General features: G+C 38.0%; 16 protein-coding genes and 1 pseudogene. 2 read left to right on the forward strand and 15 right to left on the reverse strand.

The window, feature by feature from the left end; genetic code table 11:
* Nucleotides 1-6: 6 nt before the first annotated feature.
* Entirely contained in the window at nucleotides 7-957 is a 951-nt protein-coding gene (locus K9N40_00095) for an L-threonine 3-dehydrogenase (GenBank protein ID MCF7812862.1), read from the reverse strand.
* Nucleotides 958-1,487: 530 nt separating this feature from the next.
* Here K9N40_00095 and K9N40_00100 point away from each other — a divergent pair.
* Complete coding sequence (locus K9N40_00100; protein ID MCF7812863.1) at nucleotides 1,488-1,583, forward strand: 30S ribosomal protein THX; 96 nt, start codon at nucleotides 1,488-1,490, stop codon at nucleotides 1,581-1,583.
* Between the two features lie 62 nt (nucleotides 1,584-1,645).
* Here the strand turns inward: K9N40_00100 and K9N40_00105 are convergent, their stop codons facing one another.
* The 5 genes from K9N40_00105 to K9N40_00125 form a co-directional block, all read right to left on the reverse strand.
* The gene (locus K9N40_00105; GenBank protein ID MCF7812864.1) at nucleotides 1,646-2,260 is read right to left on the reverse strand and encodes a hypothetical protein; all 615 of its coding nucleotides are present in this window, start codon (nucleotides 2,258-2,260) and stop codon (nucleotides 1,646-1,648) included.
* 68 nt (nucleotides 2,261-2,328) lie between these two features.
* Nucleotides 2,329-3,012, reverse strand: a complete 684-nt coding sequence (locus K9N40_00110; protein MCF7812865.1) for a hypothetical protein — start codon at nucleotides 3,010-3,012, stop codon at nucleotides 2,329-2,331.
* 54 nt (nucleotides 3,013-3,066) lie between these two features.
* The gene (gene rho / locus K9N40_00115) at nucleotides 3,067-4,140 is read right to left on the reverse strand and encodes a transcription termination factor Rho (protein ID MCF7812866.1); all 1,074 of its coding nucleotides are present in this window, start codon (nucleotides 4,138-4,140) and stop codon (nucleotides 3,067-3,069) included.
* A gap of 15 nt (nucleotides 4,141-4,155) precedes the next feature.
* Nucleotides 4,156-6,078, reverse strand: a complete 1,923-nt coding sequence (locus K9N40_00120; protein MCF7812867.1) for a PQQ-binding-like beta-propeller repeat protein — start codon at nucleotides 6,076-6,078, stop codon at nucleotides 4,156-4,158.
* A gap of 9 nt (nucleotides 6,079-6,087) precedes the next feature.
* Nucleotides 6,088-9,111 carry an FG-GAP-like repeat-containing protein gene (locus K9N40_00125; GenBank protein MCF7812868.1) on the reverse strand — a complete coding sequence of 1,008 codons (3,024 nt, stop codon included), beginning with the start codon at nucleotides 9,109-9,111 and terminating at the stop codon, nucleotides 6,088-6,090.
* Nucleotides 9,112-9,358: 247 nt separating this feature from the next.
* Between K9N40_00125 and fusA the strand changes: the two genes are divergently transcribed.
* Nucleotides 9,359-11,419, forward strand: coding sequence for an elongation factor G (gene fusA, locus K9N40_00130; GenBank protein MCF7812869.1), 2,061 nt, complete (start codon nucleotides 9,359-9,361; stop codon nucleotides 11,417-11,419).
* 93 nt (nucleotides 11,420-11,512) lie between these two features.
* On the opposite strand, the gene K9N40_00135 is transcribed toward fusA, so the two are convergent.
* The 9 genes and pseudogenes from K9N40_00135 to purH form a co-directional block, all read right to left on the reverse strand.
* Nucleotides 11,513-11,821, reverse strand: coding sequence for a nucleotidyltransferase domain-containing protein (locus tag K9N40_00135; protein MCF7812870.1), 309 nt, complete (start codon nucleotides 11,819-11,821; stop codon nucleotides 11,513-11,515).
* Nucleotides 11,794-12,122: pseudogene (locus K9N40_00140) on the reverse strand (HEPN domain-containing protein). The gene K9N40_00135 and the pseudogene K9N40_00140 overlap by 28 nt, the downstream one beginning before the upstream one ends.
* Before the next feature lie 55 nt (nucleotides 12,123-12,177).
* A complete protein-coding gene (gene guaA / locus K9N40_00145; GenBank protein ID MCF7812871.1) occupies nucleotides 12,178-14,040 on the reverse strand; it encodes a glutamine-hydrolyzing GMP synthase in 1,863 nt (620 codons plus the stop codon).
* A 146-nt stretch (nucleotides 14,041-14,186) separates the two neighbouring features.
* Nucleotides 14,187-14,786, reverse strand: a complete 600-nt coding sequence (gene purN, locus K9N40_00150; GenBank protein MCF7812872.1) for a phosphoribosylglycinamide formyltransferase — start codon at nucleotides 14,784-14,786, stop codon at nucleotides 14,187-14,189.
* A gap of 45 nt (nucleotides 14,787-14,831) precedes the next feature.
* Nucleotides 14,832-15,218: a GxxExxY protein gene (locus tag K9N40_00155; protein ID MCF7812873.1), complete on the reverse strand. Its 387-nt coding sequence runs from the start codon at nucleotides 15,216-15,218 to the stop codon at nucleotides 14,832-14,834.
* Nucleotides 15,219-15,266: 48 nt separating this feature from the next.
* Nucleotides 15,267-16,370, reverse strand: coding sequence for a KamA family radical SAM protein (locus K9N40_00160; protein MCF7812874.1), 1,104 nt, complete (start codon nucleotides 16,368-16,370; stop codon nucleotides 15,267-15,269).
* Nucleotides 16,371-16,407: 37 nt separating this feature from the next.
* The gene (gene purD, locus K9N40_00165) at nucleotides 16,408-17,700 is read right to left on the reverse strand and encodes a phosphoribosylamine--glycine ligase (protein ID MCF7812875.1); all 1,293 of its coding nucleotides are present in this window, start codon (nucleotides 17,698-17,700) and stop codon (nucleotides 16,408-16,410) included.
* A 75-nt stretch (nucleotides 17,701-17,775) separates the two neighbouring features.
* Nucleotides 17,776-19,161, reverse strand: a complete 1,386-nt coding sequence (locus tag K9N40_00170; protein ID MCF7812876.1) for a phosphoribosylaminoimidazolesuccinocarboxamide synthase — start codon at nucleotides 19,159-19,161, stop codon at nucleotides 17,776-17,778.
* Nucleotides 19,162-19,325: 164 nt separating this feature from the next.
* Nucleotides 19,326-20,930, reverse strand: a complete 1,605-nt coding sequence (gene purH, locus K9N40_00175) for a bifunctional phosphoribosylaminoimidazolecarboxamide formyltransferase/IMP cyclohydrolase (protein ID MCF7812877.1) — start codon at nucleotides 20,928-20,930, stop codon at nucleotides 19,326-19,328.
* Between the last annotated feature and the right edge of the window lie 26 nt (nucleotides 20,931-20,956).

The raw sequence follows: 20,956 nt of genomic DNA on the forward strand, positions 1-20,956 counted from the left end.
AGAAAACTATTTCAGTTTTTCTCCCAGAACCCTCAGCATATCTTCTGTCATTTTATCAAGATCGTATTCGTAGTTCCAACCCCATTCTTCGGTTGCTGCACTGTCGTCCATGTTGTTTGGCCAGCTTTCTGCAATAGCCTGTCTTACCGGATCAATGTCGTAATCGATTGTAAATTCTGGAATATGCTTTTTAATTGATGCAGCCAGCATTTCCGGATCAAAACTCATAGTAGAAATATTAAAGGCATTTCTATGAATAAGTTTAGATGGATCTGCTTCCATAAGGTTTACAGCAGCGGTTAAAGCATCAGGCATGTACATCATATCAAGGAAAGTTCCAGCTTTCAGGAAACAGGTATATTTTTTCTGCTTAATTGCTTCATAATAAATATCAACAGCGTAATCAGTAGTTCCGCCTCCAGGAAGAGTTTCATTGGAGATAATTCCAGGATAACGAACACCACGAGTATCAACTCCGAATCTTTTGAAATAATAGTCACAAAGCAGCTCGCCAGCAACTTTGGTTACACCATACATAGTGTTTGGTCTTTGAATTGTATCCTGCGGTGTATCATCAGCAGGTGTTGAAGGTCCGAAAGCACCTATTGAGCTTGGTGTAAAAACGGCACAGTTTTCTTCGCGAGCGACTTCAAGCACATTGTACAAACCGTTGATATTAACATTCCAGGCAAGGTTTGGCTTTGCTTCTGCCACACCAGAAAGAATTGCTGCTAAATGATAGATCGTATCAATATCATATTTTTTTACAACTTCCGCGACTCGATTTGCATCCGTACAATCAACGATCTCAAAAGGACCAGATTCCAATAATTTTCCACTGGGTTTTGTACGATTTCCACCAGCGATTACATTATCATTTCCATACAATTTTCTTAACAACATCGTAAGTTCTGAGCCGATCTGTCCGACAGAACCGGTAACAAGTATTTTTTTCATAACAACTCCATGCATTTTTTTTGGAAAAATGTTTAGAAGTGTTTTTTTGTCAATGAGAAATTACATTCCGTTAAATAGTAATTATTTAGCATTATTTGGGACAGAATATCTGAAACCACGCATCCCCCCGAAAAAATTGAAAGGTATAATCCTAATTTATTGTAATAGCTGAAATTGTTATTATTTTTCCCGTCCAAAACCTTATCCAGCAAAGCCCACGAATTTTTAACCTGTGAAATCAATTCAATTTCAGCGGGTCATTCGTGGGAAACCAGATACCGAATATAAAATTTATAACGGTTTCAACCGTTTTGCAAATTATAAACCATTGAAATGGTTATTTCAAAAAGATTTGAAAATTTACCCATGAATAAATTCATGGGCTTGAAATATTGAAATTCATGCTTCTTCTTATTGATTTCTGAAAAAGAATTTTTTTTCGGGGGATGCGTGATATCTAAAACAGGTTGACAGCAAAACTGATAATAAAAGCTTAGCAGAAGTGATAAGAAATCAAGAAGGAGGAAAACATGGGAAAAGGCGATCGCAGAAGTAAAAAAGGCAAGATCTGGCGCGGAAGTTATGGCAAGACCAGACCGCAAAAAGTTAAAACAAAAAAGAAATAATTGTTTAGTAAAAATATATAGCCTTGTGCGGAAAATTAATTCTGCACAAGGCTTTTTAAAATTTATCTATCTATCTCAAATTCGATATAATAATCTTCATAATAGCTATCAATTTCAAAATCATACCATTCACCATTTGGATAAAGATCTTTGATAGCCATTTGATAGTTTCCCAGAATAATATCATGCGCAAAATAGCCATTTGCTGTTGTTGTTATACTATCCACGATCACACTATCTTGAAGCATATAAATTTCTTCTCCTGAAAGCGGACCGTAAAAAATATCCAGGATAGAGCCGCAAACCAAACCGGGATCTACTGTAGCAAATCCACTGCTGGCATTAACAGTGATGGTATCCTGTCGTCCGCAGGCATGATAGGTAGAATAGAAGCCATCTTTCTTAGCAATCACACGATAATCGATCACAACATCGTCAATTTCTCGTTCCAATTCCGTTTCGAAAAAATATTTCTCTAAAGTTAGCTGTTCATTATTTGGCAGAAGCAAATATGCTGTTGAAGCAAGATCACCTGCATCTAAAGTTTCTTCATAAAAAACCGTATCGTTAAACGTTACTTGCAGTCGTGACCAGATATCAGTATCCGGATTTGTTGTCCGATCGTCACAACCAAAAGCTGCAAAAAAAATTGCAAAAACTATAATGTATTTCCACATAATCTTCCTCCCATCATTTGATCTTTTACCGAATTTTGATGCATAAAATATTCCTAAATAGAGATTTATTATTCTTGATCCGGTTCTCCCATTTCCACAAATTCCAGCACAAAATCTACAAAAGAAATATTATTTGCAATGATTCGTGTTCTATCAGATTTTTCCAGCTCAGCATCGACTTCTTTGGCTTTTTCCAGGTAGCCTTTGGCTTTGGAAAGTAGTCGACTTTCTTCTCTGAAATTTTTCTGAATTTCTAATCTGTAATCTTCAATTTTCTGCTTCAATTTAAGAGAATTCAGGGAATCCATTTTTGTCTGGTAATCAGTTTTTACTTTGAATTCTTTTATCAGGTAATAAGCTGCGTTGTTGTATTGCCACGCTTCTATATCATTTCGCTCCAACGCATTAGCATAGATGGCTGCTTCGTGATAGAATTTGCTCATAGCTTCAAAGTTGTTGTTTTTTTCGGCTTCTTTCACTTTGGCTTTTGCTGCATTATACAAATCCCAAAGTTTCTGCTGTGACAGCCATTCATCTTCTTCAACTTCTTCTTTTTGGTCAGTTTCTTCTATTTCTTCTTTTTGAACTTTTTCAGTTTCTTCGGGTTTGGCTTGGTCTTTCAAACTATCCTGAACAGTTTCTTTTTTGATATCTTGTTTTGTATCTTCCAGGTCGGTTTTAACTTCATCTTTTTTGGTTTGACATCCAAAAACAACAACCGCCAGCAACATTATAGCAATAAAATATTTCATGACTACTTCTCCCTTTAATTCGAAATGATAAGTGAGTTTTATTATCTGGGATTGCTATGTCAAATGTTTTATCAGATCGGAATTTGATTTATGTTGATCTGTTAATTGAAGAAGATTAGAAACAGCTTTCTGTTTGTCGATCTGCAAAAGTCTTCTTCGTAAACTGTTTATCTTTTCCAATTCCAAGTTGGAACGTAATAACTCCTCTTTCCTGGTGCCGCTTTCTGTAATATTGATTGCCGGAAATATCCTCATATCAGCCAGATCGCGATCCAGAATAATTTCACAATTTCCGGTTCCTTTAAATTCCTGAAAGATAACTTCGTCCATTCTCGATCCTGTATCAGTTAAAATTGTAGCCAGGATCGTGCAGGAACCACCATTTTGAATATTACGAGCCACCCCAAAGAGCTTGCGGGGTAATTCCAACGCACCTGATGAAAGTCCGCCGGACATGATGCGATTATTATGTCGATTATCATTTATATTGTAAGCTCTTCCCATCCTGGTAAGACTATCAATTAAAATTACAGTATCATTCCCGCACTCAAGTTCGGCACGAATATGATTCAGCATGAAGTTCCCTAAAACCTGATGTGACCAGCTGCCTTTATCCATAGAACTATGAAAAACCTGGGCTTTCGTATTCATTTTGAAGGAAGTAACTTCTTCCGGACGTTCATCTATAAGTAAAACAATCACTTGCAGTTTTGGATCGAGTTTATAAAATTCATTTGCCAGGTTTTCCAATAACATGGTTTTTCCAGCTCTTGGTGGCGAAACAATTAACCCGCGCGTTCCTTTTCCAATTGGTGTCATCAAATCCAAAATTCGGAGAGAAGAAATTTCTGAATTGCCAAAATCATATCTTTCTGTAGGATTTTGAGCAATCAGGTTATTGAAGTTTTTTCTTTTGTTATACTCCTCAGGTTTCACATCACATATTTTGTAGATATCGATAACTCTATTACTCTTGATTTCAGATTCCAGCCGAACTCCGCTTTTCAGATTGTATTTCTTTATCAATTTATCAGGAAAATTAAACGATTCCGAACTTTTATCAAAAGGAATTTTCCATAAAGTTGCCTGCTGATTTTTCGTTATATTCAAATAGCCGTTAAATTTGATATTATCTCCTTTTGATCATTTTAAAAGTAGCATTTTTTTTTGCAGATTGATTTTTTCAGTTTTGAACCGAGCAAAATAGATACCGCTGGAAACTGGTTTGTTGTTTTGGTCGGTTCCGTTCCAGATTATTTGATGATCTGGAGATTGGGTGATTTGGAGATTTGAGAATGTTTTAACTTTCTGACCTTTTAGATTGTAAATTTCGATGATCGCAAATGAGGACGTTTGCGGTACATTGAAGCTGATTTTTGTAGTGGGATTGAAGGGATTGGGAAAGATATTTAAATCGAGATCAGAATCAGGAACAATGTTAGAATCTATTGATGTGATTGCATTCAAGTCAAAATCGATCGGGCCAGTTGGAGCTCCGCTTTCTACCAGAACATCATCGATAGTTTGTGGTTCATAATTATCCAAAGATGCAGTTATAGAATACGTTCCTGGTGAAAGTTCTAAAGAGTAAAATCCAAATTCATCGGGATTCGTAATCATGTTGGCAGTTGTTATTTCCACATCTATCACATTTCCATTTCCACCGATCAGTGTGACGTTGCCGAAAACCATTCCGGGTGCAACTAAACCCCTTCCTTCATAAACTTTCATCTCATAGCTATCTGCACAAATAACAAGATGTCCATCCATTCCAAGCGCGGGTCCGTCCGGTCTGTCAAATGTATCTTCCCAGATGAGGTTGAGCGATTCATCAAAACAGAAAAGTTTGTCCTGATGATTTGTGATGTAAAGATATCCTTCAGCATCAACGGCAGCATGAGGAGAAACAATACCTGCGCCTGGATCACCAATGACAATAGAAGTATCTAATATCGCTGGTTCACGATTATTGGAAAAATAATGCTGTCTTACTTTTTCTTCTCCTTTTGCAGGATAAATGGAACCAGCAAATAAAGTAGTTCTGTAATTTGGAATATCATTGCTGATCCTGGTAGATGAATTTAAGATATCACCGCTATGAGAATCGATATGGATAACCTGATAATCGTAGTTGTAGGAATAAACATTTCCGTTCAGATCAACGCCAAAAGTGGCAAAAGGAATATAGCACAAACCAATCTGCCACATTCTCTCCAATTCACTTCCTGTATCGGTAAAAGCAACCAGCGAATCGGTTACTACATTGTTTTGGGTTCTGGGTGCATAAACTATTCCATCTGGACCCACGAAACAGCCAAGCTGTTGAACCAAACCGCCACCAACTCCACCACTTTCATACAGGAACGCTCCTGTTTCAATATCGTGAACAACTATGGAAGGTCCGCTGGTACTGGCAGCCCAGCCATAAACATGATTTTCATAAACTGAAACTTCACTGCCGCTGGAAGTTGGGCTGTATCTGGTTTCCTGCCAGATCAATGAACCATCTGAAGCATTCAATCGCATGATATTCTGGAAATTACCAATGATCAGATCGCCATTTTCAGCAAAAGTTACACATTCTCCTGAAGACATGTCTGTTAATTCTGTTGAAGTCCAGATTATCGATCCATCAGTTACATCCAGGGCATGCAGATAAGAAGCGTTCGTATTGCCGCTGCGGGTGGCATAAACCACGCCATCATTGGTACCGCAAACTCTACTTCGCCAGTCGGTGTCGGGAAAATAAACCGGCAGATCAACCGTCCACAATGTATCTCCGGAAGTGATATCATAAGCCACGATCCAGGTTCCATGCAGCACATCGTTCATATTGAAGGTCCGATCTGCAACGATCACATTTCCTTCTGTAAATGGCTGATGCGGCCAGTAGGAGAAAACATTACTTCCTTCCCACAAAACTTCATCTTCCGACAAGGAAGAAAGCACACCATCCGCTTGTCCGTTTCGAGCAGGATTACCGCCATTTCCCACATGCCAGCTCCAGTTTTGAGCCGCAAGAATTACAGGTAAAATAATAAGGATTATCAGTATTGATTTTCTCATGATTTCCTCCTATTTCAGCAACAACATTTTTTTTGTTAATTGCTGTTTTCCTTGCTTTAGTTTGTAAAAATATACTCCGGATGATACAGGTTTATTATTTTCATCGGTTCCGTTCCAGACAATTACACCTTTGCTCGTTCCTAAACCTGCTTGCCAGTTCGTAGCTTCCTGCGAAGACTGGTTTGGGAAAGTAAACATTTTAACTTTCTGACCTTTAAGGTTGTAAATCTCAATTGTCGCAAAGTCGGAGCTTTGCGTTACGCTGAAGCTGATTGTTGTGCTTGGATTGAAAGGATTCGGGAAATTTTGGTTAAGAATTATTGTCTCAGCTTGTAAAATATCATCTGAATGTGGTGATATTTGTTCTGAAACTAAAATCATCTGATTTGTTTCGATATCATTAAGCTGTGAGATTTCTCCGGAAGGCCACATTACCAGAATTGAACCCACAGTTTCGGCGTCACCAAATCCTATCCTGGTAATTATAGAATTATCTGCATTTACCAAAGTATTCTGGCTTACAACCGATCCACCAATCTCTGCTACCGATAAAATCTCGCAACCAATTCCATAATAGTTTGAATTATAGCCTTCCAGTTCCACATAAAGCCAGTTATTGCCATTTCCATTATTCTGGAATAATTTATTATTCCCACCAAAATAGTTGTTCACAGCGAAAAAAACATCCAAGTCTCCATCATCATCATAATCTGTCCAGCTTGCTTGCTTATTATAGTTACCATCATTTGCCAGAACTCCTTCCGAAGTCTGAGAAAAATTGCCCAGACCATCATTTTCCAGGATCAGGTTGAATCCGTCATAAGCCTGATGAAAAATATCGAGATCACCATCAAAATCGATATCAACAAAATCACAACCTCCACCAGCATTTATATTGTCATGTGGAATATTCTGAACTCTGGTGAAAGATGCGTTCCCATCATTTTGATAGAGATAAACATCATACGAGCCGGCCGGCAACATTCCCGGAGCCACATAAATATCATAATCGCCGTCATTATCATAATCACCAGTCGCAGAGATATCAAAATTCTCCATTTCAGAAACGATAGGATCGTTCTGCAATGCAGTAAAACTGCCATCTCCGTTGTTCAGGAAAAGTGAATTCGTATCCGGTCCCGAATTTGCAATGAATACATCGGGATAGCTATTATCATCAAAATCTGCCCAGACGCAGCTGCCGGAATTCTTGTTTTCCGAAACTAAAGGATCACCAGTAATTCGAGTAAAAGTTCCATCCGCATTATTTTGATAAAGAAAATTTGCCTGAGTTCGATTGCAGACAAAAAGATCAAGCCAACCATCCTTATTATAATCTACCCATTCACAATCGGTAGAAGAACCGCTGTTATTTACAATATCTCCGGTAGTAATTCTTGTAAACGTGCCGTCTCCCAGATTTTCGTAAAGCGCGTTATTTTCGTTGTAGTTGGAAACGAACAGATCAATATCACCATCATTATCAAAATCTCCAGGAGCACAGCCGTAAGAACTGTCTCCGTCGGTTACGATGTCACCATCTGTAACCTTGGTAAAGGTTCCATCCTGATTATTCAAGTAATAAAAATTGTGTTTACCATTATCACCATCATTATTACAAACAAAAAGATCATCCCAGCCGTCAGCATCAAAATCTGCCCAGCAGCAGTCGTAATTCCAGCCGCCGTCATTTACAATATTTCCGGTTGTGATCTGAGTAAAAGAGAATGTTTCTTCTACAAAATACTCGTAAGGTCCCATATCTACTTCATCACCATAAATCCGATCTTCTCCAGCCAGATCAAAGGTGGTAAGTTCGTATGGAACTGGCAATATGGAAGTTCCGCTGTCAATACAGGGTGAATTTTCGGTTAACAGATACTGATCGTCGATCAGAGGATCTGTATCGATGTTGCCATCCAGCCAGTTTACAATCGTATTAACTGTGGAAATACCGGTTTCTCCACCTTCGATACAGGAATATTCCGAAGTTACGGTATTTTGTCCACCATCAACTCTGCAATGTATCTGCTGTGGAAGATTTCCCCAGAGAACAGAGTTAACGAAATAAGGTGAAGAACCGCTCCAACCATAGAAAGCTCCGCCATCAGCATTGGAAGAATTATTGTAGAAAGCAGAATTAATATAATAAGAACTGCATTGGCTAGAAAAAATAGCACCACCATCACTGGTTGAAATATTATCATAAACAAGCACATTCTGCAGAACAATTGTTTGCAGCCAGATGAACATTGCTCCACCCAGATTGGCAGAATTTCCTTCCATAATGCTGTTTTTCACAGTTAAATTTGTGTTGAATGTTCCGATCGCACCAGCTCTTTCTATTGCCTGATTGTGCAAAAACACACAATTATCTATTACAGGATCAACAAGTGGTGCTTCTCGATAAAAAACTGCTGCCCCTCGCCGGGCTGAATTATCATGGAAAAATGAATTTGTGATATTCCCACCTCCTCCGACGTTATAATAAACAGCTCCTCCTTTATCACTGTTACAACCGTAAACCTCAATTTTATCTATGATTGGAAGAGAGTTGTCGTAGGCACAAATTCCACCTCCGTATTCAGCATTACAGTTAGAAATTATTAAGTTTTCCAATTTGGGACTGGAAGCTAAATTGCAGAAAACTGCCCCTCCAAAAACATGTAGAGAACCAGACGGAGTTGTGTAGGATGTTCCACTGCCATTTTGCAATTTAAACCCTGTTAAAACAGCTGTGGAATCTTCTCCACTTTCAAAAAGTACCACGCCACCCATTTGATTTCCATCGATTATTGTTTGGGAAATGTAACTTGTATCCTGCGTAGTATGATAGAGTGATGCAACTGTGATCAGTTTTCCGTTGAAATTCAGATTTTCCAGATAAGTTCCAGGTTGAACGAGAACTATGTCTCCATTTGCAGATGCGTCTATTCCTTCCTGAATCGTTGCATAATCATCTGGAATGTTTATAGTTATGGAAAACAGTGAAATCGAAAATATGATAAAAAATAAAACAAAATTTGTCTTCATACAAACCTCCAATTAATAAGAACAATAATTTTATATTTTTTTATTTTATCAAGAAATAAAGAAAATTCTTAAATTTGCCTATCCCAGATTCAGAGCAGCGAGGAATTCTTTCGACTTATATAACATTTTCCTTGTCCAATAAACCTAAAGAAAATTTATGGTTCAAAAAAATTATTGAACCAAATCAATGGGCTTATAATTTATTATTTTTCTGTTGGTTACAAAGAATTTAATAAGAAAGGAAAAAATGGATATATTAAAATTGAGAAACGTCGGGATCAGTGCTCATATCGATTCCGGAAAAACAACACTTACAGAAAGGATTCTGTATTATTGCAATAAAATTTACCGAATCGGTGAAGTTCGTGGTAAAGATGGAGTAGGTGCTACAATGGATTCCATGGAGTTGGAAAAAGAACGTGGAATCACTATAGCTTCTGCTGCTACAAATGTAAATTGGAAAGGATATAATCTAAACATCATCGATACGCCGGGGCATGTCGATTTTACGATCGAAGTGGAAAATGCTCTGCGCGTTCTGGATGGGGCTGTTCTGGTATTGTGTGGTGTTAGTGGAGTTCAGTCTCAATCCATCACAGTAGACAGGCAGCTGAAACGGTATAAAGTTCCTCATATTGCTTTTATCAACAAGTTAGATAGAGTTGGTGCAGATCCCGAAAAAGTAAAAGATCAGCTTTGTGAAAAACTGGATCACAATGCTGTGTTGATGCAGATTCCAATTGGTTTGGAAGATAAATTTGAAGGAATCATCGATTTAACTTCCCGCAAGGCAAGATATTTTACCGGACCAAAAGGCGAACAGGTTCTGGAAAAGGAAGTACCTGCTGAATATAAAGCTAAAACTGAAGAAATGCGAGAGAAAATGATCGATGCAGTTTCCATGTTCAGCGATGAATTGGCTGAAGCATTCCTGGAAGGAACTGAAACTGAAGAGATGATTATCTCAGCTGTACGTAAAGCTACTATTGCCATGGAAATGACACCGGTATTTCTCGGTTCAGCCTTCAAAAACAAGGGAGTTCAGCTTTTGCTGGATGCTGTTGTTCGTTATCTTCCCGATCCTACAACAGGAATCAATATTGCTCATGATAAAGATGATGAAATGAGAAATATTCGGCTTACTTCCGATCCGAATAAACCTACTGTAGCCTTGGCATTCAAATTGGAAAATCAGCAGTATGGACAATTGACCTATATTCGAATTTACCAGGGAACTATTTCCAAAGGTAGCGATTTGATCAATGCTAGAACAGGTAATAAGATGAAGGTAGGACGGCTTGTGAAAATGCATGCAGATAACATGGAAGATATTTCTATTGCAAAAGCTGGCGATATTGTTGCTTTATTTGGAATTGATTGCGCTCTGGGAGATACTTTCAATTCTCCTGAGACAAATTACACAATGCGGGAATCTTTCGTTCCCAAACCAATTATTTCCCTGGCTTTGAAAACGAAAGACAACGAAGATCTGGAAAAACTAAGTAAAGCACTTACCAGGTTTACCAAAGAAGATCCCACCTTCAAGGCAAACGTTGATGATGAAACCAACGAAACCATTGTACATGGAATGGGAGAATTGCACCTGAATGTCTATATCGAAAGAATTCGACGTGAATATGGCGTAAAACTGGAAGTATTACCTCCGCAAGTTTCTTATCGAGAAACACTGACGAAGGCTGTTGATTTTGATTACATTCATAAAAAACAAACCGGTGGACGCGGTCAGTTTGCCAGAATAAAAGGAGTTTTAACTCATTCTGGAAAAGATGAAAATATTTTTAAGGATAAAGTTACCGGTGGCAATATTCCCAAAGAATATATTCCTGGTTGCGAAAAAGGATTCAATGCTTCTCTGGAAGAAGGAGAGTTGATGGGATTTCCAGTTGTTGGTGTAAAAATGGCTATCGATGATGGAGATTTTCATCCCGTAGATTCTTCTCAACTGGCATTTGAAACTGCTACCAAAGCTGCATTCAGAGAAAATTATTTCAAAGCAAAGCCGATCATTCTGGAACCGGTGATGAAAGTTTCAGTAGAAACTCCTTCCGAATTTCGGGGAAATATCATGGCGATCATCAATCAGAATCGCGGTTTGGTTTTAGATACTGTGATCGATCATCATTTTACCAGAGTAGATTCCGAAATGCCATTATCAGAGACCTTCGGACTTGCCACCAAGTTCCGTTCAGCAACGCAGGGCAAAGCAAATTTCACGATGGAATTCAGTGAATATAAAGCTGTTCCCAAGAACATTGAAGAAGAGCTATTGAAGAAAGAGGGAAAATGAGAAGTGAGAAGTGAGAGGTGAGATGTGTGATTTGGAGACGATGAGAAGATGAGAAATTTAGTAAATACTGAATATTATCTCTCCTTTTTCAAATTATGCTGAATAAATTTTTATTCCGGTACTTTTAATCTTTGAAAGAAACCCGGAAAGATCATTTCCATCTTCCAGGAGTATTGGTTCAATTCTCAAATCAACATTTCTTCTAAGTTTAAATAGTGCAGTATTTTGATCGAGATAATTACCGGTAATTTTATCTAAAACTATTGCAATATCAATGTCTCTTTCTTCTGAAGCTTCACCATTTGCGTAAGAACCAAATAGATAAGCATTTTTCATCGGAAAATCTTTCTTCACTAATTCCACGAAACGCTTTGCTATTGCGATAATTTCTGTTTGATCCATACTAAAAATTCTCTGCTTTTTTAATTATACTTTTACATTTATCTTTACTTAATTCTTTGAAAATCATATCTTTGTAAGTTGGATATCTCGATTCAATATTTAAAGGTTCCAATTCATCAAGAAAATTTTTCTACTCTTCTGATAAAAAATTTTCAAGTTTGGTTGATTCTGTTAGATAAGTTAATCTATGAGCATAAGAAGGTTGCTTATCATAAGAATATACATAATAAGCTTTTAATATCTTTTCCACTGCTTGATGACACATAAATCCAACATATAAAAATCACTTTGTTCTGAGCATTGCTTTTGCTGTTTCAAAATCATAATTTGCTAAATCAACCCAATATTTTACTTTTCTACTCCCACTCAATCGTTCCCGGCGGCTTGGTCGTCACATCATAGAGCAGATTGCCAACTCCATTTATTTTTTGAATAAGTCTTGTAAGCCGTTCAAATTCAGCAAAATCCATTTCATAAACGCTGGCAGTCATGGCATCGGTAGAACAAACCGGACGTATAACGAAAGCCTGTTTTTTATTTTGATAAAGTGGAAGCGCTACTACCGGCATTTGCCAGATCTCCGGAATGTGATCAGTTTCCTGTCGCAAAACTGCATCTACTTTCCGCAATTTATCCATGACCGGTTTTTCCAGGAAAAGTTTCTGTAGCTTTAAATCGACCGGCTGCCAACTGAACACGATCCTGTTGACTGATATTAGTTTATTGATAGCTCTTGATGCTCCAATTCTCAGATTTTCCCATTCCGGTTTAAAATCTGACTTGAACCAAACTACCGCAGGATGATGATAGGTGCGGAAATCTCCCTGCACACCTACGCTCTTGATCGGCAGGATTTTTCCTTCTAAACCAAATTCTATTAATATCTCGTTTAGCATTTTTTCTTCTTTTTCAAAATCATCCCGAGTTGTATAAGTGTCATCCTGAGCGGAGTCGAAGGATACACTCTTCTTTGTCGCACTTCGACTACGCTCAGTGTGACAGTCATTTATCTCTGTATCCGAGCAGATAACACGGATCGCTAAACCTGGACCGGGAAAAGGATGACGATGGACCAGTTTTTTGGGTAATCCAAGTTCTTCTCCCAGTTTGCGAACTTCATCTTTGTAGAGTTCTTTAATCGGCTCAATCACACGTCCTTCTGCGATGAGTTTTGCAATTTCATCCACTCGATTGTGATGTGTTTTTATCTTAGCTGCTTTATCTGTAGAACCACTTTCGATTGTATCGGGATAGATCGTTCCCTGCACCAGCATCAATTCTGCTTCTTTTTCCAATGCTGCCAGTTCCTGATTGGCAATATCAACGAAAAGTTTACCGATTATCAAGCGTTTTGCTTCCGGTTCTACAACGCCCTTAAGTTCGTTCAGATAAAGTTCTTCCGCAGCGATGATCTTGATATTTTCGAAACCGAGTTTTTCAAAATGTTCCATGATCTCTTTGGATTCGTTCTTGCGCATGAATCCTGTGTCTACATGGATGGAAAAAATATTTTCATTCCCAACTGCCTGAATGCAAAGTTCCAGAGCAACGAGGGAATCAACTCCACCTGAAAGCAGTAGAACTAATTTTCTGCCTTTTGCTTCTTTTCGAATTTGCTGAATCAGTGTTTCTTTGAAATTTTCTGCTTTCCAGTCGCGTTTTTCAGTACAAACTGAAATGAACTTATCCAGTATATTCAAGCCGTTTGTAGTATGTGTCACTTCCGGATGGAACTGCACTCCAAAAAATTTCTGATCTTTTGATTCATAAGAAGCAACTTTTATCGAATCGGAATAAGCTGTGATGCGGCATGAATCAGGTAATTCTGAGACATGATCACCATGACTCATCCAAACTGTTTGCTGAGAATCCAAACCAGAAAACAAAGCAGAATTGTTTTCGCAGTTGATCGAAGTGAATCCGTATTCTTTGTTTTCTCCGCTTTCGATCGTTCCACCCAGCATGGCAGCCAGGATTTGATGTCCGTAGCAGATTCCCAGAATTGGACTCTGAATTTCTTCGATTTCAATGTTTATACGATACGCATCTTCAGCATTTACCGATTGCGGTCCGCCGGAAAAGATGATGCCCCCAATTTCGTCTGTAACTTCAAATTCTTCGGGGTGATAGATCTCGCTGTAAACTCCCAGGTTTCTAACTCGACGAGCAATTAGATGTGTGTATTGTCCGCCAAAATCTATAATTGCAATTTTATTCATTAATCCTCTTTCATATCTAATACTAAGCTCCCCTTTGTAAGGGGAGGGCGAGGGGTTTTGGCGGATAAATAACCAATCTTGATTTTATAAAACCCCCTCCCAGTGGAATATCCACAGGATTCCACGGGATAAATTTTGTCCCCCTTCTAAAGGGGGACTTTTTGCGTCTTTGTGATCTTTGCGGTTAAGATTTCTCTTAAGCACTTACTATAAAATTCATGTTCCACTTTCAAGCCCCTCTTTTCCACTTCTTCCAGAGAATTACAACCGTTCAAATCCACAGCTCTCTGCCTGATGATCTCGCCGGTATCAAGTCCTTCATCAACAAAATGAACAGTGATTTTAGTCTCCTTTATATTATTTTCCCAAGCCCATTCATAGCCGTGTAAACCTTGATGTTCGGTAGTATCAGCAGGATGGATATTAATAATTTTTCTGGGAAATTCCTGGATGATCTCGACAGGTAAAACCTTCATATAACCTGCTAATACAATAAAATCTGGTTTCTCCGATTTCAACCATTTCAATAAAAGCGAATTATATGTTTTCTTCTTCTTTCCTTTGGATGGAATGCAATGAGTTCTGATACCCATTTCATTAGCTTTTTGCAGTCCAGGTGCTTCAGATTTATTGGAAAAGACAGTTTGGATTTCGCAAACATCTTTCAGAATTCCAGACTGAATATTTTTGGCAATGGCAAACATATTGCTGCCACGACCACTGATCATGATAATGATTTTATTCATTTAACCTCTAATTTTTTGCACCGAACTATACTAACTAAAAGAATTTTAATCTATTATATTAGGAATCCTCTCGAAATCAAATCCTTTTCTATTATTGGGGAAATTGATAATTACACCTAATTTATAACCAGTTGCTTTTAGATAATTAAATAGCTGTGCTTTGTGAAATTTATTAATTTGATTTTCACATTTTAGTTCGATTATAATTTTCTCATCAATGATTAAGTCCGCTTTATAATCCGCAATAACTTCACCTCGATAAACAATTTGAATAAGTTTCTGAGATTCAACAAAAAAATCAAGTAATTGGAGTTCAATTACTAAAGCTCTTTCATAAACTTTCTCTAAAAAGCCATTCCCAAGTCTTTTCCGAACTTCAATACAAGCTTTTTTAATCTTGTAACACTCATCCATATAAATTAAGCTTTTCATTTTTAACCTAACAAATTCGTGTTGTTGGTTTTGTTAGTTGCTTTAGATTCATTTCGCTGCAAATTCATCCAACCAACCAGCAGTTTTACTGATCTTTCTGGTAAATATCCTGCCATTATTTCGAGCATCTTTAGCCTGATGATATTTGAAGATCATCTCATCGTTTTTGGGTCCAATAATTTCAACTTTTCCAGTTTTATGCGACATCACATATCGAAATCTTTTGCTGTGGCCATTCAGCATAGTTTTAGCTTTTTCCACAATTCGATAACCCTCCAGAATTGGAAGTTGAAAATGATTTTTTACTCGTTTCACGGGTCTGCATTGGAAAACATAATAAGGATTTATTCCGCTAGAAACCAACTTATTCTGCAGCTCTGCTAAGATGTTAGGATCGTCGTTCACACCTCTCATCAAAACAGTTTGATTATTCACGATCACTCTACTTTTTAGTAATTTCGAAATTGCTCTGCGTAATTCCGGTGTGATTTCTCTGGGATGATCTACATGAGTTACAAAATATATCTGTTTGATCTTTGAATGTTTTTTTAGAGCTGCTAATAATTCATAACTATCATAGATTCTGCTTGGCAAGTAAACAGGAACTTTCGTCCCAAATCTTATGAAATCAATATGCGGAATGGTTGTAAGTTTTTCCAGGAATCGGATAATAATTTTAGTAGAAAGTACCAAGGGATCTCCCCCAGTTATCAAAATGTTATTTACTTCCGGATGTTTATTGATATACGTAACTGCTTTATTTATGTTATTTAAGACTTCATCTTTAGTAACACCGACCAGTCTTTTCCTGAAGCAGAAGCGACAATAGCTTGCACAACGATGAGTTGACAAGATTAATACTGTTTGTGGATATTTATGTTGAAATCCTAAAAACTTTGTATTGCTCAATTCACCGCTTGTATCATAAGAGCCAGTAACATCCATTTCCTGTTTGGCAGGTATCACCATTTTCTTTATTGGATCATCCGAATCTTTGAAATCAATAAGAGACAAATAGTGACGTGAGACGCTCATTGGATGTATATCAATAACCTTTTTCAGCCATTTTTCATCATCTTTGGAAATTGGTAAAAACTTCTTCAATTGATCAATCGTGATAATGTTCTTTTTCAATTCATTTTTCCAGTACATCAAAACCTCCCAATTTAATCATTTTCCAATATAAAGTTTAAAATAATTTTTTTCTTTTACCAATATCTTTTCGATAAAACATATCATCAAAAAAGTAATTATTCACCTTCTCATAAGCTTTTTGGATAGCATTATCCAGAGTTTCACCATGAGAAACAATATTTAAAACGCGACCACCTGAAGTTACAATTTCACCATCCATTTTTTTTGTTCCGGCATGAAAGATCAATTCATCAGCTTTTTCCAAACCACAAATTGGATAACCTTTTTTGTAAGCTTTGGGATAACCGCCGGAAACCAGTACCACATCCACAAAAAAACCAGCGTTGAACTCCATCTGATAATCTTTTAATGAACCATCAAAGCAGCTTAAAACCAGTCTCAGCAAATCACTTTTCATCGCTGGCAGCACAACTTCAGTTTCCGGATCACCCAAGCGGACATTGTATTCCAAAACCTCGGGTCCTTTTTCTGTGATCATCAAGCCAAAATAAACTATCCCTTTGAAATTGAAACCTTCTGCTTTTATACCTTTCATGGTCGGAAGAATTACATCCTTCTCGATTTGCTTCTTAAGTTCTTCATTGTAAAATGGAACCGGGCAGAAAGCTCCCATACCGCCGGTATTGGGTCCTTTATCGCCATCCAAAAGTTGTTTATGATCTTGCGAAGGCAGAAGAAGCTGATAATTTTCTCCATCTGTAAAAGCCAGAATAGATAACTCATCACCGATCAGTTTTTCTTCGATCAGATAAGATGCATCTTCCCCGTATTTGGAATGAATTTCCTGCAGAGCAGATTTTGCTTCTTCCAGTTTTGAGCAGACAAAAACTCCCTTTCCTGCTGCTAAACCATCATATTTTATTACACAATTACCATTGAGCTTTTTAATTACTGACAAGCTGTCTCCTTCGACTCCGCTCAGGATGACATTTTTTTTATTTTTTTGTGCTTTTTTATGGCAATTTCCAAATTCCCAGAAATCTGCAGTAGCAACTCCATATTTCTGCATGAATTTTTTAGCAAAGATCTTGGATCCTTCCAGTTGAGCTCCGGCTTTATCCGGCCCAAAAACCTTAACCGGTGTTTCGGCAAAATAGTCTACAATTCCGTTTGCCAGAGGATCTTCCGGCCCCACAAAGATCAGTTCGATCAATTCTTGAGCACAAAATTCCTTGATATCTGCAAAATCATTTACATCAATTTTTACATTATTTTTCGTTCCACCATTTCCTGGTAGAACATACACTTTATCAGCTAAATCGCTTTGTTCCAATTTCCAGGCGATGGCATGTTCCCTGCCACCAGAACCGATAACTGCAATATTCATAAAAACCTCTTGTAGCAACTAACAAAACTAACTAAACGAACTTTTTTAGTTCGAATTTGTTCGATTTGTTCGCTGCTAATTTTTCTTTATCTCCTCATCGGCTTCGACTAAACCTAGTTTCACCTCAGCAATTTCTTCTCTAAAAACTTCCTTCAATCTTTGCAGATTCAAGCTTCGGAGTGCTGCCAGTGCGGCAGAGCTCACATCGATCACAGTTGATGCAGGCGTTTTGGAAGGCATCACGAGTGATGAATTGATATTAACCATCATATCAATTTTATCTTTGAATGGCGGACAATTAATAAGCGGAATTGCCAGATTGGCTGCCAAAGCTCCACCGAGACCGTTTGATCTACCGGCAACAGCAATTACACAACCGGGTTCAACAGAATTGTTATACATCTCAGTAATTTCTGGTAATCTTTCGCCATTTTTATGAGCAGATGTGACTCTCATATCTACATAAATATCATATTTTTCCAGATGAGATTTGATTTTCTTACAATGTTCCAAATCTGCTGGTGAACCCATGATAATAATTACATAACCATCTTTAATAAGACCTGCACCCAGAAGCCGATTGTAAATTCTTGTATTGAGTGGAAGTTTGCAGGGAATAAATTTCTCTCCCAGAATTCTCTCGTAAATATCGATGTATTTTTGGGAGGAAGTTTCGATCACATCTTCGGGCAGCATATCGGGAACTTTGCCGTCAATTTTATTGTTCAAAAGCCACTGGCGAATGTATTCTTTGTCCATAGAATCAACTTTTGCAGGATCTTTTTCATAAGCAGCTTTATCCCAGAAACGGGAAGAATCGGGAGTATGGATTTCATCGATCAGAATTATTTCACCATCCACAATTCCAAATTCGTATTTTGTATCTACCAGAATTATGCCCTTTTCAGCTAATTCTTTAGTACCGAGTTCAAACAGTTTCATTGAAAGTTCTGCCATCTTGTCGTAGATCTCTTTTGTGGTCCAACCTTCTTTCACGATGTCTTCCGGTGTAATTTCACGATCATGTTCCTCTTTGGTAGTTGGGGTTAATAACGGGGTCGGAAATTTCTGATTTTGGGAAAGACCGTCAACTGCTTGTACTCCAGAGAATTCTCTTTTCCCTTTTTTGTAACCACGCCACATTGAGCCGGTCAAATAGCCGCGCACGATCATTTCCACTTTGATCGGCTGAGCTTCTTTCACCAGGCTGATGTTGGGATCAACCGCTTTGATAAGATGGTTATCGACAATGTTCCTGGTTTTATTGAACCAGTAATTCGTGATCGCATTCAGAACCGCACCTTTATTGGGAATCAGGTTGTTCAACACGCTATCAAAACTACTCACGCGATCGGAAACTACGATCAGGCGTGTTTTCTCATCGAGTCTAAAACTCTCACGTACTTTTCCGCTGTGGATCTTCTTGATCTGCGGAGTGTAGAGTTTGTCCAGACATTTCATTTTTTCTCTCCTTAATCTACCGCTAAGGTCGCAAAAACGCTAAGCGATATCTTCTTTTATTTATTTTATAAATTATTCTTCAAGCTACGCTTTCCAGATTTTTTTACCATTGAAAAGACTTAACTGCAAGCATTTCTCTGATTGAAGTCTTTTCAAGGTTTGCATCAATGTTTAAAATGTCGTATTCCCGTAAAGATCATAGCAATATCCAGATCATCACAGGCTTTGATTACTTTTTTATCTCTGATTGATCCACCGGGCTGAACGATAGTTTTGATGCCGGCTTGAGATGCTGTGACTACATTATCTGGAAAGGGAAAGAACGCATCAGAAACCAGGATTGCATTTCCAAACTGTTCATCATAATATGAGATCATTTCTTTTCCATTATATTCAAAGCTTAAATTTTCGGTAGCTTTTTCGATGGCAAGTTTGGTAGAGATCAAACGATTCGGCTGACCAGCTCCCATACCCAGAAGTTGGAAAGCTCCATCTTTCTCTCTCACGATCACAATTGAATTCGACTTAACCTGTCGCATTGCTGTGATGCCGAACTCGATAAGTTTTTTCTGTTTTTCAAGATTTACTTTCCGCTGTGTTACCACCTGCATCTTATCGTGCAATTTTGTATCAGTATCTTGAACCAGCAGAGAATTAAACAGATATTTCATATCGATATTACTACATGATTGATTTGGATCAAATTGAACGATCCTGAGATTTTTATGGAACTCCAGGTATTCCAGAGCTTCTGCGCTGAAATCAGGAGCAACGACCACTTCCACGAATTTACGCTTGGATTTATCTTCGTTGTTCAATTCGAAAAACTCAACTGTTTTCAAATCTACTGGTTTGTTGAAGGCAATGATGCTGCCAAAAGCTGAAACCGGATCGCCCTGCCAGGCAAGCTGCATTGCAGTTAATTGATCATCAGCTTCCGCCAGTCCGCAGGGATTGCTGTGTTTGATAACTGCAACGGCAAATCTGCTCAAATCTTTCACCGCATCTATCGCACCTTGAATGTCGTTGAGATTGTTGTAGGAAATTTCCCTTCCATGCAGAACATTCATGTCATAGAGTGAGTTTTGCTTTCCTGCTTCCCGATAGAAAAATCCTTCCTGATGCGAATTTTCGCCGTAACGGAGTTTCTTTCCACCAGTAAAATGAAGACGAATGCTTTTCTCATCTGCCTGTTCATCCATAGTCGTGGAGATCAAAGCGTCATAATCTGCTGTATGATTGAACGCTTTTCGCATCAGCTTGAAACGTGAATCATAACCGAGAGTTCCTTCGTTATCTTTCAATTCGTTCATGATAAGTTGATAATCATTCACATCGGTAACAACTGCCACATGTATAAAATTTTTGGCAGCAGCACGAACCATGGTTGGTCCGCCAATGTCGATGTTTTCGATCAGGGCATCAAAATCAGCTCCCGATTCCTTCACTCTGGAGAATGGATAAAGATTGCACACCACCAGATCGATGGGTTGGATTCCCAGTTTTGCAGCTTCGGCAGCATCTTTGTCCCGATCAAATAAAATCGCTGATTCGATGTTGAACGAGATCGTTTTCATTCTGCCACCGAAAGCTTCCGGGTTTCCGGTTACAGACTGGATTTCCGTAACTTTGATTCCAGCATCTTCCAGCACTTTTCTGGTGCCGCCGGTTGATATTATTTCACAATCAAATTCTTTTAAGATTTTTGCCAAATCAACGATCCCGGTTTTATCGGAAACGCTTAATAGAGCACGTTTTATCTTTATCATAATTTCCTCAAGTTATCTTTTGTAGA

The sequence above is a fragment of the Candidatus Cloacimonadota bacterium genome (genome assembly GCA_021734245.1).
In the GTDB taxonomy this organism is placed as follows: Bacteria; Cloacimonadota; Cloacimonadia; order Cloacimonadales; family TCS61; genus B137-G9.